Origin of the sequence: Stenotrophomonas sp., assembly GCF_032061965.1 — a bacterium.
Taxonomy (GTDB): domain Bacteria; phylum Pseudomonadota; class Gammaproteobacteria; order Xanthomonadales; family Xanthomonadaceae; genus Stenotrophomonas.
In genome coordinates, this window is record NZ_DAMBEF010000001.1 from 77,902 (window position 1) to 95,420 (window position 17,519).

Sequence of the window (17,519 nt, forward strand, 5' to 3'; positions counted from 1 at the left end):
TTACACCACGGCGCCAGCGGCGCTGCGACGTAGCTGGAGGTCATGTTCGATGCGCGTTTCGACGCGCTTGTCGATCTCGTAGATGAAGAGCAGTGCGACTGCGACCAGGAAGGGAATCGAGCAGTACACACTCACCGTCAGGCGGATGCCGTCGACCACCGCATCGGGCTGCTGGGCCGCGCCGGCCTGGTACCCGTAGTGCGCGAGGATGCCCGCGACCAGCGCGCCACCAACGCTGAGCCCGATCTTCAGGCCGCACAACATCGCCGAGAAAATGATGGCCGTGGCGCGACGGTTGTTCTTCCATTCGGAATAGTCGGCGACATCGGCAATCATCGCCCACAGCAATGGAATGGTGATGCCGTAGCAGAACCCGTGCAGCATGAACGCACCGAATGCCACTGCCACCGCCGTCGGCGGGAACAGATAGAACACCAGCAGGAACAGGGTCGAAACAAATAACGCGCCACCAAACACGTCGCGCTTGCCGAAACGGTCAGCCAAGCGGCGCGAAACACCGATGCCCAGGATCATGCAGATGATGCCGCAGGCATTGAACAGGCTGAAGGCCGAGGTTGCCGGATCCTTCGGCCAGCTGAAGCTGGATAACCCTGCAGCATTGAGTGCCGCGTTCAGCGCATTGATGAAACCGTTGAAACCGGAGTTCTCGAGGAAGCCCGCCAAGGCGGTCTCGCTCATGTAGTACTGGAAGTAGTAGATGTAGGTGCCGCCTTTCAGTGCCAGGTTGATGAAGACCAGCACCGTCAACGCCAGCATCACCTGCCACGGACGGTTGCGCAGCAGGTCCGACAAGTCCTGCAGCACCCCGCCGGTCTGTTCCCTGGTCGGTACGATGCGCTCACGCGTGGTGGCGAATGTGATCAGGAAAAAAACGGTGCCGACCACGGCGAACACCGTCATCACGCGCTCGAAGCCCTGCACGCGGTCGCCGTCGCCCAGGATCAGAACCAGCGGCATCAGCAGCACCTGGATGATGAACTGCGCGATCATCACCGCCACGAAGCGGTAAGCCGACAGACTGTTGCGCTGGGCCATGCTGCCAGTCAGTACGCCGCTGAGCGCCGAGTACGGCAGGTTGTTTGCCGCATAGACGCACATCAGCAGCCCGTAGGTGGTCAAGGCATAGATGACCTTGCCGCGCTCCCCCAGATCCGGGGTACTGAAGGCCAGCAGCGACAGCACGCCGAACGGCACCGCCGTCCACAGGATCCAGGGGCGGAACCTGCCCCATCGGGTCGCCGTACGGTCGGCGGCAATGCCGATCAAGGGCGTGAATACAAATGCACCCAGCAGCCCGATCACGAAGATGATCGTTGCCGCGGTGGCGGCCGGTAGCCGGTACACATCCGTGTAGAAGAACGCGAGATAGGTAATCAACGTCTGGAAAATCAGGTTCGCCGCCAGGTCACCCAGGCTGTAGCCCAGCTTTTCCCGGACCGATAACGTGTGCTCAGTGCTTGCCATGCGACGGAAGTCCTGGAAGGAAGGGTTGAACCGGAAGAGGCGGAGGGAGGCGATGCAGCTCAGTCACGCACGGCCTCCACCTTGAAGCGCCTGTGCACGCGGGCATCGGCGCTGGAACCACCCACCCGGACCTCATAGCGCCCCGCTGGCACCGCATAGGCGCCACGATCGTCGTCATAGCTGCGCAAGGCCTGCTGCGCCTCCAGTTCAAAGGTCAGCGTGCGCCGCTCGCCCGGCGCAAGATGGACGCGCTGGAAGCCGCGCAGTTCCTGCTGCGCGTCACCGGCTTCGGCCTGCATCTTGCGGACGTACAGCTGCACGACTTCATCGCCAGCGACCTTGCCGGTGTTGGCCACTTCCACCTGCACGTTGAGGCGCCCGTCGGCGGGAATCCTGCGCGCATCGACGCGGAGTTTTTGGTAGTCAAAGCGGGTGTAGGAGAGCCCGTAGCCGAACGGATACAGCGGCGTGCCACGGAAGTAGCGATAGGTACGGCCTTCCATCGTGTAGTCGTCGAACGCCGGCATGGCCTGCTCGGCCTTGTAGAACGTAACCGGCAAGCGGCCGCCTGGGTTCACGTCACCGAACAGCGCCTGGCCGACGGCGGTGCCGCCGCGCTGCCCCGGATACCAGCTCATCAGGATCGCGGGCAGGTTCTGCTGGGCCCAGTCCACCGCCAGTGCCGAGCCGCCGGTAAGTACCAGCACCACCGGCTTGCCGGTGGCCTGCAGCGCCTCAAGCAGGGCACGCTGGGTGGCCGGCAGGCGAAGGTCGGTACGATCACCGCCGGCAAAGCCCGGATAGTTGACTGTCATTTCCTCGCCTTCGACATCGCCGGTCAGTCCGCCGACGAACACCACCACGTCCGCATCGTGCGCCACATCCAATGCCGCCTCGAACGGTGGCTTGGCACCCGGCATGCGCCAGCCCAGGCGTACGGCGGCGTCGCGTTCGGCATCGTAGTACTCCAGCATCACGTCGTAGGCTTGCCCTGCCTGCAGGTCCAGCTCAACGCCGTCGGCGTGCAGCCTATCGTTGTTCGTCCACCGGTCCAGTACGCGCTTGCCATCGACGTGCAGACGGAATCCATCATCGGCAGCCGCTTCGATCCGGTAGCGGCCTGTCACTGGCGGCAATAGTTGGCCACTCCAGCGGATGCTGAAGCCGTCGCTCGGAATGCCCTGCCCCGGCGCGGCCTCACCGCGTGCCAGCAGGTTGTCGGTGGGTGAGCCACGATCCCAGCGGAAACCGATCTGCGCATCGGTGCGGACCAGTGCCGGCGTCCCGGACAGATCGGGCGTGCGGAAGTATTCACCACGCAGCCCGCGTTCCGGAGAATCGGCTGAAGGCCGCAGGAACGCTGCTTCGATCAGGGGCGTCGCGCCGGGATCATCGCGCCCTTCCACCAGGTCCACGCCACGTGCGTAGCGCACTTCGATGCCCTTGGCAGCATCACGGATGCCCTGCAACACAGTGACCGGTGCCGCAGGGGTGCCGAAATAGTTGCCAAGCAGCGCCATCGTGTCATCAGCCGTGGGACCGACCACCGCAATACGCTTGAGCTCGCGCGACAACGGCAGGACACCATCGTTCTTGAGCAGCACCAGTGATTCCTGGGCAGCCTTCAATGCCAGCGCATCATGCGCAGGTGCCTGGTTCACCGAGGCGGGAATCCTCGCCCAGCGAACGCGCTCGGGGGGGTCGAACATGCCCAGCCGCATGCGCGCGGTAAACAGGCGTGTCACCGCCGCATCGATCTCCGCTTCGCTGATCAGCCCCTGGCGCACGGCAGCCGGGAGCGTGGCGTATTCCTGGCCGCACTCCAGTTCGGTCCCGTTCTTTACGGCCAGCGCCGCTGCCTGTTCCCGGCTCTCTACGATCCGGTGGTGCTTCCACACATCAACGATGGCCCAGCAATCGGACACCACATAACCCTTGAAGCCCCAATCACGCCGCAGCAGGTCGCGCAGCAGGAACTGGCTGGCGCTGGCGGACTCGCCATACACGCGGTTGTAGGCGCCCATCACCGCGTCCACGTCGCCCTCTTTGACCAATGCCTCGAAGGCGGGCAGATAGGTGTCGTACAGATCACGTTTGCTGGGCCGCGCGTCGAAGTGATGCCGATCGGCCTCAGGACCGCTATGTACCGCCAGGTGCTTGGCGGTGGCGTCCAGCTTGCGGTAGACAGGATCGTCACCTTGCAGGCCCTGCACGAAGGCCACGCCCATGCGCGCGGTGAGGTACGGGTCCTCACCGTAGGTTTCCTGGCCCCGGCCCCAACGCGGGTCGCGGAAGATGTTGACGTTGGGCGACCAGTAGGTCAGCCCCTGATAGCGCGCATGCGAGCCTTCGCGCAGGAACTGGTGGTGCTTGGCGCGCGCCTCGTCGCTGATGGTTGAAGCCACCTGCCCCATCAGCGGCACATCGAATGTAGCTGCCAGACCGATGGCTTGGGGAAACACCGTTGCCTGTCCCGCGCGGGCCACGCCGTGCAGGCCCTCGTTCCACCAATCGTAGGCCGGGACACCGAGACGCTCGATGGCGGGCGCGGTGTTCTGCATCTGCGCGGCCTTCTCCTCCAGGGTCATCTGCGAAACCAGTGCCGCAGCACGGGTCTCGAAGCTGGCCGAAGGGTCCAACCAAGGCTTGGCCTCCTCTGCCATGGCGCCAGTTGTTGCCCAGAAGGCTACGCACAGGGCCAAGGTTCGCAGGCGGGTGTAGCGACGGCCGGCGGAAATGAAAGGCGTCCGCGTCATCATTTGCTCCTGTTGGCGCGCTCATCGCGCGCGAAGGGTCCCAGCAGGGTGCCGACGAAGCCACCTGCACGATCAGTACTCAACACAGTTCCATCCACGTTTTCCGCGAGACGCTGCCAGCCATGGCCATCGCCGGTGTCGACCGCGAACGCATAGTTGCCTTCATCCCCGTCGATCTGCAGCTGCAGCGTCGCTTGCGCGTCCAACTCCTGGCTGGCCAGCGTCTTGCTTGCGCCACCGCCATCACGTGCTTCCAGGAACACCGTCACGCGACCGCCCGCAAGGCTGCGCACACCAAGGAAGTACCAATAAGCCTCGCTCTGGAATGCCGCCAGGCCGGCGGCTACCCCTTCGGGTGGCCGCGTCATCTCGGTAGTCGCGGTGAAGCGCAGATGCTGCTGGCGTCGGCCGAGGAACGCGGGGTTGCGCAGTGTGTCCAGATCCTCTGGCAAGGGATGCAGCGCCAGCATGCCGGGGCGTTCCCCCAACGTTGCCCACGCCTGCTTGGGTACCCGTACGCGCAACCAGCCGGCTGCCAGCGCCGGCCCGTCAAATGTGTCGCGATCAACGAAATTGCCGGTTGATGGCGCTTGTGATGCATCACCCTGCATCCATGCCGGCGCTTTCGCCACGTATGGGATGGTCTGGCCGGCGGGCAGGATTTCAGGCCAGCCGTCGCGCCACTGCACCGGCAGCAGGTAGGTCTCTCGACCGGTGTTGTAGTGGCGCTTCTGATAATTGCGGCTGGCGAGGAACACTGCCCACCACGATCCGTCCGGGCCTTCCACCAGGTCAGCATGGCCGGCATTGGTGATTGGCAGCGGCCTGTCGTCCGGCAGCTCGCGCTGGGTGAGGATCGGATTGCCCGCATAGGGGATGTAGGGCCCCCACACGTCGCGACTGCGCAGCACGACCTGGGAATGCTGCGGCCCGGTGCCACCCTCGGCATCGGACAGGTAGTACCAGCCGTCGCGCTTGTAGACGTGCGGCCCTTCAATCCAAATGGGGTTCTTGGCGGGCTCTACCCCGCCATCGATCAGCACCTTGCGCTGCCCCACCGGGGTGAACCCGGCCAGGTCGATCTGCTGCATCCAGATGGCGCGGTGCCCCTCGTAACGCGCGGGACCGGCCGGTTCGTCGTTGTTGACCAGATAGACCTTGCCGTCGTCGTCGAAGAACAACGACGGATCGATACCCCCGATAGTCGGCAGCCAGTGCGGATCAGACCAAGGCCCGGCGGGGTCGCGCGCGGTGGCGATGAAGTTGCCGCCGCTGTCGGTCGCGGTGGTGACGACGTAGAACATGCCATCGTGATACTCGATGGTAGGCGCGAATATCCCGCTCGAGACGCCAAGGCCATCGAAATCCAGCTGCGTCGGGCGATCGATGACGTTGCCGATCTGCTTCCAGTGCACCAGGTCGGTGCTCTCGAATACCGGGATGCCCGGGTAGAAGGTGAAGCTGGAATTGACCAGATAGAACTTGCCGTTGGCGCGGACGATGCTTGGATCCGCATGGAACCCGGCCAGGATCGGATTACGGTAGTGCCCTGCCGGCAAGGCGGTTTCAAAGGCGGTATCGCGCCCGCTGTATTCAAACCAGTCGAAGTACACGGCGGGCGCTGCGCGCGTGTCCTGCGCCTGCGCGACCGTGGCCGCCAGCAGCGGAACCAGGATCAGCAGCCGATGCAGCCACTGATGGCTCCTCCTGCTTTTATGGCGCGGACGAAACAGGCGCATCACGGAGCCTCGGCGTCGCTAAGGAGTAGTTCGAACGGGCCAGCAGGTGCGCCGCTGCCATCGCGCAGCGTGCAGACCGGGCCGTCGGCCCAGCAGTAGCGGATACGTGCGCCGGCCGCAGTTGTGCCACGGAGCAGGACGGCATCGCGTCCCTCCAGCACGGCCTCGGCGTAGTCGCAATGGCGGGCCTCGGCATCGCACAGCTCGAATCCGATCGGACCTTTGGCGCCCGACGTCACCAGGCCGTCGACAACGTCATCGAACACGATCCTCACCCCTGCCGGTGCGCGCACCGCCGTCGCCGCAACCGGGCCAGAGGGTGCAACGGCATGCTCGCCGTAGGCCAGATGACGCGCCGCGCGTGCCAGCCGACGACCAAGCTCCTGTTTGTTTGGCGGATGGATGTCGTAGGCATCACCGATATCGATGGCAACCACCAACGCGGAATGCGCGTCCTCCGCGGCAACTTGGCGTTGTGCCTCACGCACCTGTGCCCACCCGCTCTGCACGGGCGCCGCCGGTGGCTGGCCGTAGCCGGCCAACTGCACCACCAGCAACGGCATCTGTGGGCCAAACTGCCTGCGCCAGTCGTCGCGCAAGGTTCTCAGCAAGCCGGCGTAGGCAATGCCGTCACCGGTATTTGATTCGCCCTGATACCACAGCATGCCGCGCAGGCCATAGCTGCCCAGCGGCGCGATCATGCCGTTGTACAGCGTGGCCAGTCCGGTAGCGGCATGCCACGGCGCTAGCGGTGGTGCGTCCCCGCCCGCCGCCATGCGATATCGCCATGCTGCGTCCAGGGGCACTCTTGTCCCGTCGTCAAAGCGCAGCGCCTGTGCGTCCGCTGGACCGGCCAGTCCGCCTTCGCCATAGGTATCCAGCACATTGATCACGACGGTATTGGTACCTGCCTTCAACAGGCCGACCGGTAGCGGATAGCGCCGGGCCTCACCCGCGCCGTACTGGCTGCCCACGGCGATGCCATTCACCCAGGTCATGTCGGTCTCGTCGACGGGTGCGAGTTCCAGCGTTGCGTGCTGCGCCGCCTGTGCTTTGGTCAAGCTGACCTGCGTGCGGTACCAGACCATGCCGTTGTAGTCGGCAAGTTCCGCAACGCCCCAGCGCTCCCAAGCACCCAATTGCCCGGGCACCTTCTGCCATGCTGTTGCGTTCGCGGTGGGACGCCAGGGTGTATCACTTGCGGCCGCGCCGTCGCGGCTGCTCCACCACCGCTCCCAATGTCGCCCCCAGCGCGGTTGTGCCGCCGCTGGATCCCGCGCATACAGGGCCAGCACATCGAGTGCTTCGTCCCTGCCGCCGTGTGCGCGCAAGGCATCGGCACCGGTCCATGCCTCTATCCGCGAACCACCCCAAGCGGCCTGGATCAGCCCCATCGGCACATCGACGGTTTTTTGCAACTCACGGGCGAAGTAGAAACACGCCGCGGAGAAGTCGCGCACCGTCGCCGGCGTGGCTGGCACCCAGCCGGTATCGGCACTGAACTCAGCCTGCGGTTTGACGGCAGCGGCACGTGGCACGGTGAACAGGCGGATCTCCGGCCGGTTGGCCGAGGCCAGTTCGCTGCTGGCGTCGAGCGCACGCCATACCGGCAACTCCATGTTCGACTGACCCGAACACAGCCATACATCGCCCATCTGCACGTCACGCACGGTCTGGCTTTCCTGCCCTGCGCGAACCGTCAACTCGTACGGGCCGCCAACCGGGGTTGCCGGCAGCGTCGCGTGCCAGTTGCCCTGGTCATCCGCATGCACGACAAGCGCCGCCTGATTGCCGAGTGCGACGGATACGGCCTCTCCGGGCTTGGCCTGCCCCCACACCGGAATTGGCTGGTCGCGCTGCAGCACCGCATGATCCTGGAACAGCGCATGCAGCAGCGGCGTGGCCGCTGCCGGCAGGCAAATGGCGTAGTACGCCAATGCCACCGCCAGCAACTTGCAGCATGACACCTGTCCCCGGTTCATCGCCCATCCCCGGGTGCGGAAGGAAACTGCAGTGCCTGGTAATAGGCCAGCGGATGCGGCGGCTCGGTCTCACCCGCCGGCAGCGGCCTGCCGCTGATGGACTGGAAATAGGCCACGCTGGCATCGCGCCACCATTGCGCCTCGCTGTGCTGGATGCGCAGGAACGCAGCAACCTGGTCGTGGCGGGGTGCGTCCACCCTGCCCTGCAGGCCGGCCCAGGCAGCTTGCATGGCCTCTACCTTGCGCACGCCCAACGCGTAGCGCCCGACAAGTTCATCCCACAGCGTGCGACCGGAACGCAGCCGGTGATCCCATGGCACATGGTGGAACCACAGCAACAGCGGCTCGGGAACGCGCTCCAGGTCGGCATAGATGCGCGCCACTGCTGGCGCGTACTGCGATACCGCATTGCTGCCTTGCGCGGTCCGGTCGAAGCCGATGCCATCGTGGTCGGCGCGGTGGTAGTACACCGACGTCCAATCCGCACGGGGGCCGCCATCGACCCAAGGACCGGGGCCGTAGTGGTGTCCACGTGCCATCACATGATGCAGGCCCAGCGGGGTCATGTAGTCCACCGCTGCCTCGCGCGAGGCCATCATCATCGCGACGATGGGCTGCACCACGCCAGGATCCGGCGAGAACGTCATGCCTGCCCAGTCAGTGGCGATATCGCGTGCCGACAGGTGGGGATTCCATGCCAGCCGGCCGAAGGCGTACCAGTTGGCCTGGTCGAAGTGCGAGCCGCTCCAGGTACGATCGCTGCCAATGTTCGCGACCCCCGCCATACCGGTAAGGACGTGCCCTTCCAGGGAACCATCGATCACGCGTGCAACCGTCGAGCCAAGGCCCTTTGCCTGCGTATCGGCCTTCAATACCTCTTCGTACAGTTGCCCCAGATAGACCAGATGTGTTGCGAAACCCAGGTACTCCTTGGTGATCTGGAATTCCATCATCAACGGGGTGCGCGGCATGGCGCCGAACAAGGGATGGAACGGCTCACGCGGTTGGAAATCGAGCGGTCCGTTCTTCACCTGCACGATGACGTTGGGACGGAACGCGCCGTCCAGCCCCACAAACTCGTTGTACGCCTGTTTGCTGCGGTCCTCGGGCACCTCGTGGGCGTAGACGAAGGCTCGCCACATGACTACACCGCCATGCGGAGCCAGCGCGTCGCCCAGCAGGTTGGCACCGTCTGCATGCGAGCGACCGTAGTCCTGCGGACCCGGCTGGCCTTCCGAGTTCGCCTTCACCAGCAGGCCGCCGAAGTCCGGAATGCGGGCGTAGATCTCGTTGGCCTTGTCACGCCACCAACGTTGCACGTTGGGATCCAACGGATCGGCGGTTTTCAACCCGCCAAGCTCAATGGGAGCGCTGAAGCGCGCGCTCAGGTAAACCCGGATGCCAAAGGGACGGAAGATGTCCGCCAGCGCAGCGGCTTTGGCCAGATAGGCCGGGGTCAGGCTCAGGGCATTGGCGTTCACATTGTTCAGGACGGTGCCGTTGATGCCCAGCGATGCATTGGCGCGCGCATAGTCCGTGTAACGAGGGTTGCGCCATTCCGGCAAGGTCTGCCAGTCCCACAGTGAGTTGCCGGCATAGCCCCGCTCGACATAACCGTCCAGATTGTCCCAATGGTCGAGCACCCTCAGCTTTATCCGCGGTGACTCCTGGACATCAAGGCCTGCCAGTGGTGCGCCGGTCTGCAGCAGGCGCAGCAGATGGAAAACCCCGTACAGCACGCCGATATCGTGGCGCGCTGCTACCAGCAGCACGTCGTTGCCATCGATCCGGGTTTGCCTGAGCAGATAGCCTTCATCGCCGAGCGACTCGACGTCCCCGCGGACAGAGGCCACCAGGCGGGAGGACTGGGGTGTACCCAGCACCAGCGCCGGGCCACCGGCAGCGACTGTAGTCATATGTGGCGCATAGCCGGTCAAACCGGAAAGTCCGCGCTGCAGTTCCTCACGCGCGGCGCGCTGGGTAGCTGTCGTATCGGGCGCGACAACCTCACCCAGCCGAGTGCGGTAATCGGCCGCAAGCGCAGGCGCAAGAGGAACGTAGCGCATCCACAAGGCGTAACCGTCCTCTGCCCGCACGCTGCCCATGCATGCCAGCAGCACCAGGGCAACGCCCCACAACCCACAGCTCCGGCCAGCCTGGGCACGGAGCAGCAGCGTTAACATTCGACTTTGTAAGCTATGGGCGGGCCCGGGATGCACCATCATCGCCCCTCGCAGCTGCGCGACAGCGCCACAGGAAAGAAAGGGAACGCGTATTGGACAAACCGAAGAAATCGGTCCGCCGCAAGACCAGCGGCGTGACGATCGACGAGGTGGCGGCACTGGCCGGGGTGTCGCCGATGACCGTGTCGCGGGTGATCAACCAGGGCAAGGTACGCGACGTTACCCGCGAGCGGGTGATGCGTGCAGTGCGCGAACTTGGCTATACCCCCAACCTGGCAGCGAGTTCGCTGGCCGCCGCGCAGCACACGCGCATCGCGCTGATCTACACCAACCCCAGCGGTGCCTACCTGCGCGAGTTGCTGGTCGGCCTGCTGCGCGTGGCATCCAACTCCGCCATCCAGTTGGTGATCGACTACTGGGACAACATGGATGCCGACGCCGAGCGCAAGGCCGCGCGTGCATTGGCGGGCCGGGTTGATGGCGTCATCCTGCCGCCGCCGTTGTGCGAGTCGCAGGCCGCGGTCACTGAACTGGTCAAGGCCGGCATCCCGGTCGTAGCCATTGCCTCGGGACGGCTGAGTGAGGACATTTCCTGTGTTCGCATCGACGACTTCCACGCTGGCAAGGAAATGGCAGAACACCTGATCCAGCAGGGTCACCGTCGCATCGGTTTCATCCGTGGCCGCAAGGACCTGAGCGCCAGCGCCCGCCGCTACGATGGCTTTGTCACCGCCTTGCATGAAGCCGGTCTGGACATCGAACCCGGCCTGGTCCAGCAGGGGGACTACACCTACCGCTCCGGGCTCAGCGCTGCAGAGAAACTGCTGGCGCATCGCCGGCCGCCAACTGCCATCTTCGCCAGCAACGACGACATGGGCGCGGCGGCCGTCTCGGTGGCGCACCGACGTGGCCTGGACGTACCGCGTGACCTGTCGGTGGTTGGCTTCGATGACACCTCGGCCGCCACCACCGTCTGGCCGGAACTCACCACGATCCACCAGCCGATCGCGTCGATGGCATATGCCGCGATCGACATCCTGCTGCGCAGCATCCGTCGCAGGACCGACAGCACGCGTGTGCTGATGGACCATGTGGTGCCACACCGCCTGGTCACCCGCGACTCGGTGGCGGCGCCGCCCAAACGGCGTTAGCGCGGGCCGCATCATCCCGCCGACCTCGCGCGGGCACGCGACACAAATGCCACGACAGCGACGCCGCTTACCGTCCACTCCATGCCGGTCGCGCGGGTTGCCAACGCGGTGATCTCACTCCGGCAAGGCGCGAGGAATCGGGGGTTGGTCATGGCGATCATCCCTCCATCTGCTCCAGTTCCTTGCCCTTGGTTTCGTGCACGTACCTGAGTACGAAGAACACCGAGATGACCGCTGCCACCAGATAGATGCTGTAGGTCGCTGCCAGTCCGGTCGCCGCCAGCAGGATTGGAAAGGTCACGGTGACGGCGAAGTTGGATGTCCATTGCGCCGCACCTGCCACAGCCAGCGCCGATCCGCGGATCTGATTGGGGAACATCTCCCCCAGCATCACCCACATCACCGGACCCCACGACAGGTTGAAGAACACGACGTAGGCGTTGGCGGCCACCAGCGCCAAGGTGCCCATGCGACCGGGTAGCTGCAGGTGGCCATCAGCCAACGAACCGCTGGCGAAGGCCACCACTACCAGCGCCAGCGACACGGCCATGCCGGCCGAGCCCACCCACAGCAATGGTTTGCGGCCTATGCGGTCGATCAGTAAAACGGTGACGATGCAGGCGCCGATGCTCAAAGCGCCCGACAACACGTTGATCAGCAAGGCATCGTTCTCGGAGAAACCAACGGCCTGCCACAGCACGGCGCCGTAGTAGAACACCACGTTGATGCCCACCAATTGCTGGAAGGTGGCCAGGCCGATGCCAACCCAGACAATGGGACGTATGCGCCCGGTCGCCTTGTTCTTGAGGTCAGACAACTGCGGGCGATGATGGTCGGTGGACAGCGAGGCATCGATCTCGGCCAACTTGGCCTGGGCGCTGGCCCCGCCAAACAGCCGCGTAAGCACGCGCAAGGCGTCGTCCTTGCGCCGTTTCATTACCAGGTAGCGCGGGCTCTCGGGGATGGTCAGCAACAACAACAGGAACAGCAACGACGGCACGGCCTGCATCCAGAACATCCAGCGCCAAGCGGCGTGGCCTCCCCACAGCGGTTCGGTCGAGGCCCCCGCGCTGGCCGCCAGCAGGTAGTTGGAGAGGAACGCAGCCGTGAGCCCACTGATGATGGCGATCTGCTGCACCGTGGCAAGGCGACCGCGATAGCGGGCCGGTGCGACCTCGGCGATGTAGGCCGGCGAAATCACACTGGCCGCGCCCACCGCAAAGCCACCCACCACGCGTGCAACGATGAACCAGGACGACGAGGTCGCAGCCCCCGCGCCCAACGCCGACAGCAGGAACATGACCGCCGAGATGACCAGCACATTGCGACGGCCCAGGTTGTCGGAAAGCCGACCGGCGCTGAATGCTCCGACCGCGCAACCCAGCAGCATCGATGCGATCTCGAAGCCCTGCATCCACTCGCCGGACTGGAACGCCTGGTGCAGGCCATCCTGGGTGCCGTTGATGACGCCGCTGTCAAACCCGAACAGGAACCCGCCAATCGTCGCCACCACGCTGATCAACACGATCAGCCGGGTATTCTCGCCACCGCTTGCCGCCTGGTTCATTCCCGTCCCCTCCCCGTTCCTGCAATGTCGTTAGGGTCCTGCCGCGCTCAGCGCAGCAGGTATTGGTTGAGCAGATTCTCGTAGCGCTCCTGCTTGCCGCTGATCTGTCGCGGCTCGCCGGCCCTGCTGGCCAGTGCTGCCAGATCAGTCAGGCTGAGCGTCCCGCGCTCGAAATCCTTGCCAGCGCCGCTGTCGAAGCTTGCGTAGCGCTCCTGGCGCCATTGCTCCCACGGCGAGTCGGTCAACAACGCATGGGCCACTTCCAGGCCGCGGGCAAAGGCGTCCATGCCACCGACGTGGGCGATGAACAGATCCTCCATGTCGGTGGATTCACGACGCGCCTTGGCATCGAAGTTCAGCCCACCCTCCAGCCCCCCCTGCCGCAGCACAACCAGCATCGCGCCAACGGTGTCGTACAGGTCAGTCGGGAATTGATCGGTATCCCAGCCGTTCTGCGCATTGCCGCGATTGGCATCGATGCTGCCCAGCAGGCCGTGGTCGGAGGCAACCTGCAGGTCATGCTCGAAGGTGTGGCCGGACAGCGTGGCGTGGTTGGCCTCGATGTTGAGCTTGAAGTCCTTTTCCAGACCGTGCTCCTTCAGGAAACCGGCCACCGTCGCGCTGTCGAAGTCGTACTGGTGCTTCATCGGTTCCATCGGCTTGGGCTCGATCAGGAAGTTGCCCTTCAACCCGATGCTGCGGCCGTAGTCGCGGGCCATGGTCAGGAAGCGCGCAAAATGATCCACCTCGCGCTTCATCTGGGTGTTTACCAGTGAGGCATAGCCTTCGCGGCCGCCCCAGAACACATAATGTTCGCCGCCCAGCTCGACGGTGGCCTCCAACGCCGCCTTCACTTGCACTGCCGCACGCGCGACCACGGCGAAATCAGGATTGGTGGATGCGCCGTTCATGTAGCGCGGATGCGAGAACAGGTTGGCGGTACCCCACAGCAACTTCATCCCGGTCGCGTCCTGCCGCGCCTTGGCCAGGCCGACCATGTGCTTGAGGTTCTTCTCGTACTGGCCAATGTCATCGGCATCCGGTGCCAGGTCGATATCGTGGAAGCACCAGTACGGCACGCCCAGCTTGGTGAAGAACTCGAACGCTGCGTCGACCTTTGCCTCGGCAGTCGCCATCGGTGAGCCCGCCTCCCACGGAAAGTGACGGGTGCCTGGGCCGAACGGGTCGTGGCCGGCGTTGCAGAAGGTGTGCCAGTAGCACACCGCGAAGCGCAGGTGCTCCTGCATGGTCTTGCCGCCGACGATTTTGTCGGCGTCGTAGACCTTGAACGCCAGCGGGTTGTCCGAGCCGCGTCCCTCGAACGGGATGCGGCCGATACCGGGGAAGTATTCCTTGGCGCCGATGAAGGGTTGGGTGCTCATGCTGCGAATTCCTGTGGTTGTGCGAGGTGTCGCGGAGAGGGACATCAGCCGCGCTGCAGCGGCGTGATGGCGTCGAGGTGTCGCAGGAAACGGGTATAGGCCGTGGCGTAGGCCTGGGTGCGTTCAACATCCGGCCGCGCCGACAGCACCGGATCGACCGCAACGTGTCGTTCGGCGACGTCGGCTATCGAGGCCGGATCACCGCGTGAAACGCCCAGTGCCCACAGTGCCTGCAACGCTGCTCCAAACGCAGCGCCTTCTGGCTGGGTCGGCACATCAACGGGCAGACCGAATACATCGGCCACCAGCTGTCGCCAGGCAACGCTGTTGCTGCCACCGCCGGTCAGCACGATGCGTTCGAACTGCATGCCGGCGCGAACAAAGGCGTCGTAGCCGTACTTGAGGCTGAAGGTCGCGCCTTCCATGGCTGCACGGTAGATGTGCGCCGGTGTCATGTTGGTGGTGTCCAGGCCCGCCAGTACGCCCTTGCCGAACGGCAGGTCGGGCGTGCGCTCGCCGTTGAGGAAGGGCAGCATTACCAAGCCGTCGGCGCCGGGCGCTGTGGTCCGCAGGTGCATATCGCCATCGCGCGTACTGAAGCCGAATGCCGCTGCCACGTGTTCGGTCACCACGGTGCAGTTCATCGTGCAGATCAGCGGTAGCCAACCACCGGTGGACGAGCAGAACGCGGCCCATGCCCCCTCAGCGTCAACCACCGGCGTGTCGGAATAGGCAAACAAGGTGCCCGATGTTCCCAGGCTCATCGCCAGGCGTCCCGGGACCACACAGCCGGTGCCGATGGCCGCCATCATGTTGTCGCCACCGCCCACGGCCACCTTCACGGTCGCCGGCACGCCCAACGCCGTTGCCGTCGTCGGGTCGATGTCGAACAGCGCGTCGGGCATGGCCAGCGGCGGCAGGCACCCGGCAAGATCGCGCTCCGGATCCGTCGCCTGCAGCAGCGCGTTGGACCAGGTGCGGCTGCGCACATCGAGCCAACCTGTTCCCGATGCGTCGCCGTACTCGCAGAATCGCTGACCAGTCAACACGAAATTGAGGTAGTCATGCGGCAACAGAATGGTCGCAAGCCGCGCGTAGGCGTCCGGCCGATGCGTCTTCGTCCAAGGCAACTTGGAGGCGGTATAACCGGTGAGGATCGGATTGCCGGCAAGTGCGACCGCACGGGCCTTGCCGCCAACCGCGTCCATGATCGTCGTGCACTCCACCGATGTGCTGGTGTCGCACCACAGCTTGGCTGGCGCCAGTACCTGACCCGCTGCATCGACGGCGACGAAGCCATGTTGTTGGCCCGAAACCGACAAGGCGACAATGCGCGCACGCAGCGACGGATCGATGTCACGAAAGCACGCGTGCAGCGCCGCTACCCAATCCGCCGGCTGCTGTTCGCGGCTGCCATCGGCCGCACTGGATAGTTCCAGTGGCACGCTGGCGGTCGCAACGATGATGCGCCCCGCGGGATCGTAGACCACCACTTTCAGGCTCTGCGTACCCGCATCGATTCCCGCAACCAGATCCATCGAAACCGTCCCCGCTTGGTTAAAAGGTAGCGCTACCATTTTGCTTGTTTAAAAAAGGAGGCACGTCCAACACCTCCTTCTTCGCGCACTACATGCCGCCGATCGCGTTGTCGCACTGTAACCAGCCGCCGCCGAAAAAGCGTGCTGCGATGCAAAACCCCAGTACTGGCTTCAGTTGCATGTGTCCCCCCCCGCTATGCCGGCACCGGCTTCGGTCGCCATACTTCCGGCGCGGCCTTGCAGTAGCGCTCGATGAAATCGGCCTGCGAAGGCATCTGCGTCACAGCCTGCTGCACCGGTTGTCGAATCCCGTTCAACAAGGTGCGCAGGTCCGCATCGCCCAAGGCACGTGCCAGCGGGTGCGGGCTTCCTGGCTGGATCCCCTGGCCCAACAACACACTGGTCCAGGACTCCACCCGGAACAATTCGCCCGGATCCTGCCAGGCATGCGCGCGTTCGCGCCAGGCCCGCAGCCGGATATCCAGGGACTCAGGCAAGGCCATTTCCCGACAGGCCTTCCACATCGGCTCGTCGCGCTGTGTTGCGTGGTAGTGCAGGATGATGAAGTCACGCACGTGCTCCATCTCCTGCCGGCTGACGTCGTTGTACAACGCCACCAGCGACGGGCTGATACCGTCGAACGGGAACAACTGGATCAAACGCACCACCGCGCTGATGGTCAGGTGGATGCTGGTCGATTCCAGCGGTTCGATGAAGCCACTGGCCAGACCCAGCGCCACCACGTTCTTGTTCCATGCCTTCAGTCGGCGTCCGCTGCGGAACGGCACCAGCCACGGATCACGCAGCGGCGGCGCACCAACATCGCGCAGCAGCTTGGCCTGCGCTTCGTCATCGGACATGTGCCGACTGGAGAACACCAGCCCGCAGCCAACCCGGTGCTGGAGTGCGATATGCCAGCGCCACCCCGCCTCATGCGCGATGGCGCGGGTATAGGGTACGGGCGGTCCTACCGCTTCGGTCTGCACGGCAACGGCGCGATCACTTGGCAACCACTCATGCCAGTCCTCGTAGCCGGTATGCAAGGTCTGCTCGCTCAAGACGCCGCGGAAGCCGGTGCAGTCAATGAACAGGTCGCCTTCGATGACCTGGCCATCTTCAAGCACCAGTGCCTGCACCGAGCCATCATGCGCGTGCTGTCTGACCTCGCGGATCTTGCCTTCGACCCGGCGCAGGCCATGCGCCTCGGCTTTGCCACGCAGGAATTTCGCGTACAGCCCGGCGTCGAAGTGATAGGCGTAGCTCGCCTGCGGCTGGGTCTGCAGGGAGAACTGGTCGCCCCGCGATGCCACGGTCTCCAAACAGAAGTCGCCCAGGTCCGACGGCATGCCGCGGCGCAGGCTGTCCAGCCAGAAGTGGTGGAATGGGGCCGCCCAGGTGCCCTGCCCGATGGTGCCGAACGGATGGAAGAAGCGCTCGCCGGGCCGCCGCCAGTTCTCGAACGAGATTGAAAGTTTGAACGTGCCGGCTACCGCGCGCAGGAACTCCTGCTCATCGATCTGCAGGAAGCGGTGGAATGTGCGGATGGGTGGCACGGTTGACTCACCTACCCCCACGGTGCCGATCTGCTCGGACTCCACCAGGGTGATGTCCAGCTGATCGCGGAACTGGTGTGACAACGCGCAGCCAGCCAACCACCCCGCGGTGCCACCGCCCGCGATGACAACCTTGCGGATACGCCCTTCTGTCGTGTTTGCAGCGTTCAAAGCAGTGCTCCC

Annotated in this window: 11 protein-coding genes; 1 reads left to right on the forward strand and 10 read right to left on the reverse strand. The window is 64.7% G+C overall.

The window, feature by feature from the left end; translation table 11 throughout:
• From RT460_RS00305 to RT460_RS00325, 5 genes are all read right to left on the reverse strand, one after another.
• Entirely contained in the window at positions 1–1,485 is a 1,485-nt protein-coding gene (locus tag RT460_RS00305) for an MFS transporter (protein WP_313316475.1), read from the reverse strand.
• Positions 1,486–1,544: 59 nt separating this feature from the next.
• On the reverse strand, positions 1,545–4,148 hold the full coding sequence (locus RT460_RS00310; RefSeq protein ID WP_313316659.1) for a glycoside hydrolase family 3 C-terminal domain-containing protein: 2,604 nt from the start codon (positions 4,146–4,148) through the stop codon (positions 1,545–1,547).
• Between the two features lie 92 nt (positions 4,149–4,240).
• Positions 4,241–5,923: a glycoside hydrolase family 43 protein gene (locus tag RT460_RS00315; RefSeq protein WP_313316660.1), complete on the reverse strand. Its 1,683-nt coding sequence runs from the start codon at positions 5,921–5,923 to the stop codon at positions 4,241–4,243.
• Positions 5,924–5,979: 56 nt separating this feature from the next.
• Positions 5,980–7,962 (reverse strand): sialate O-acetylesterase, encoded by a 1,983-nt coding sequence (locus tag RT460_RS00320; protein WP_313316476.1) that lies wholly within the window; start codon positions 7,960–7,962, stop codon positions 5,980–5,982.
• On the reverse strand, positions 7,959–10,067 hold the full coding sequence (locus tag RT460_RS00325; protein ID WP_313316661.1) for an alpha-glucuronidase family glycosyl hydrolase: 2,109 nt from the start codon (positions 10,065–10,067) through the stop codon (positions 7,959–7,961). The genes RT460_RS00320 and RT460_RS00325 overlap by 4 nt, the downstream gene beginning before the upstream one ends.
• A gap of 170 nt (positions 10,068–10,237) precedes the next feature.
• Between RT460_RS00325 and RT460_RS00330 the strand changes: the two genes are divergently transcribed.
• The gene (locus RT460_RS00330; RefSeq protein WP_313316478.1) at positions 10,238–11,296 is read left to right on the forward strand and encodes a LacI family DNA-binding transcriptional regulator; all 1,059 of its coding nucleotides are present in this window, start codon (positions 10,238–10,240) and stop codon (positions 11,294–11,296) included.
• A gap of 11 nt (positions 11,297–11,307) precedes the next feature.
• Here the strand turns inward: RT460_RS00330 and RT460_RS00335 are convergent, their stop codons facing one another.
• The 5 genes from RT460_RS00335 to RT460_RS00355 all read right to left on the reverse strand — a co-directional run bounded on the left by RT460_RS00335 (position 11,308) and on the right by RT460_RS00355 (position 17,507).
• Positions 11,308–11,448 (reverse strand): hypothetical protein, encoded by a 141-nt coding sequence (locus tag RT460_RS00335; RefSeq protein WP_313316479.1) that lies wholly within the window; start codon positions 11,446–11,448, stop codon positions 11,308–11,310.
• Positions 11,449–11,453: 5 nt separating this feature from the next.
• Positions 11,454–12,863 carry a sugar porter family MFS transporter gene (locus RT460_RS00340; protein WP_313316480.1) on the reverse strand — a complete coding sequence of 470 codons (1,410 nt, stop codon included), beginning with the start codon at positions 12,861–12,863 and terminating at the stop codon, positions 11,454–11,456.
• A 47-nt stretch (positions 12,864–12,910) separates the two neighbouring features.
• Positions 12,911–14,245 (reverse strand): xylose isomerase, encoded by a 1,335-nt coding sequence (gene xylA / locus RT460_RS00345; RefSeq protein WP_313316481.1) that lies wholly within the window; start codon positions 14,243–14,245, stop codon positions 12,911–12,913.
• A gap of 44 nt (positions 14,246–14,289) precedes the next feature.
• Positions 14,290–15,783 (reverse strand): xylulokinase, encoded by a 1,494-nt coding sequence (gene xylB / locus RT460_RS00350; protein ID WP_313316482.1) that lies wholly within the window; start codon positions 15,781–15,783, stop codon positions 14,290–14,292.
• A 194-nt stretch (positions 15,784–15,977) separates the two neighbouring features.
• Complete coding sequence (locus tag RT460_RS00355) at positions 15,978–17,507, reverse strand: tryptophan halogenase family protein (RefSeq protein ID WP_313316483.1); 1,530 nt, start codon at positions 17,505–17,507, stop codon at positions 15,978–15,980.
• Between the last annotated feature and the right edge of the window lie 12 nt (positions 17,508–17,519).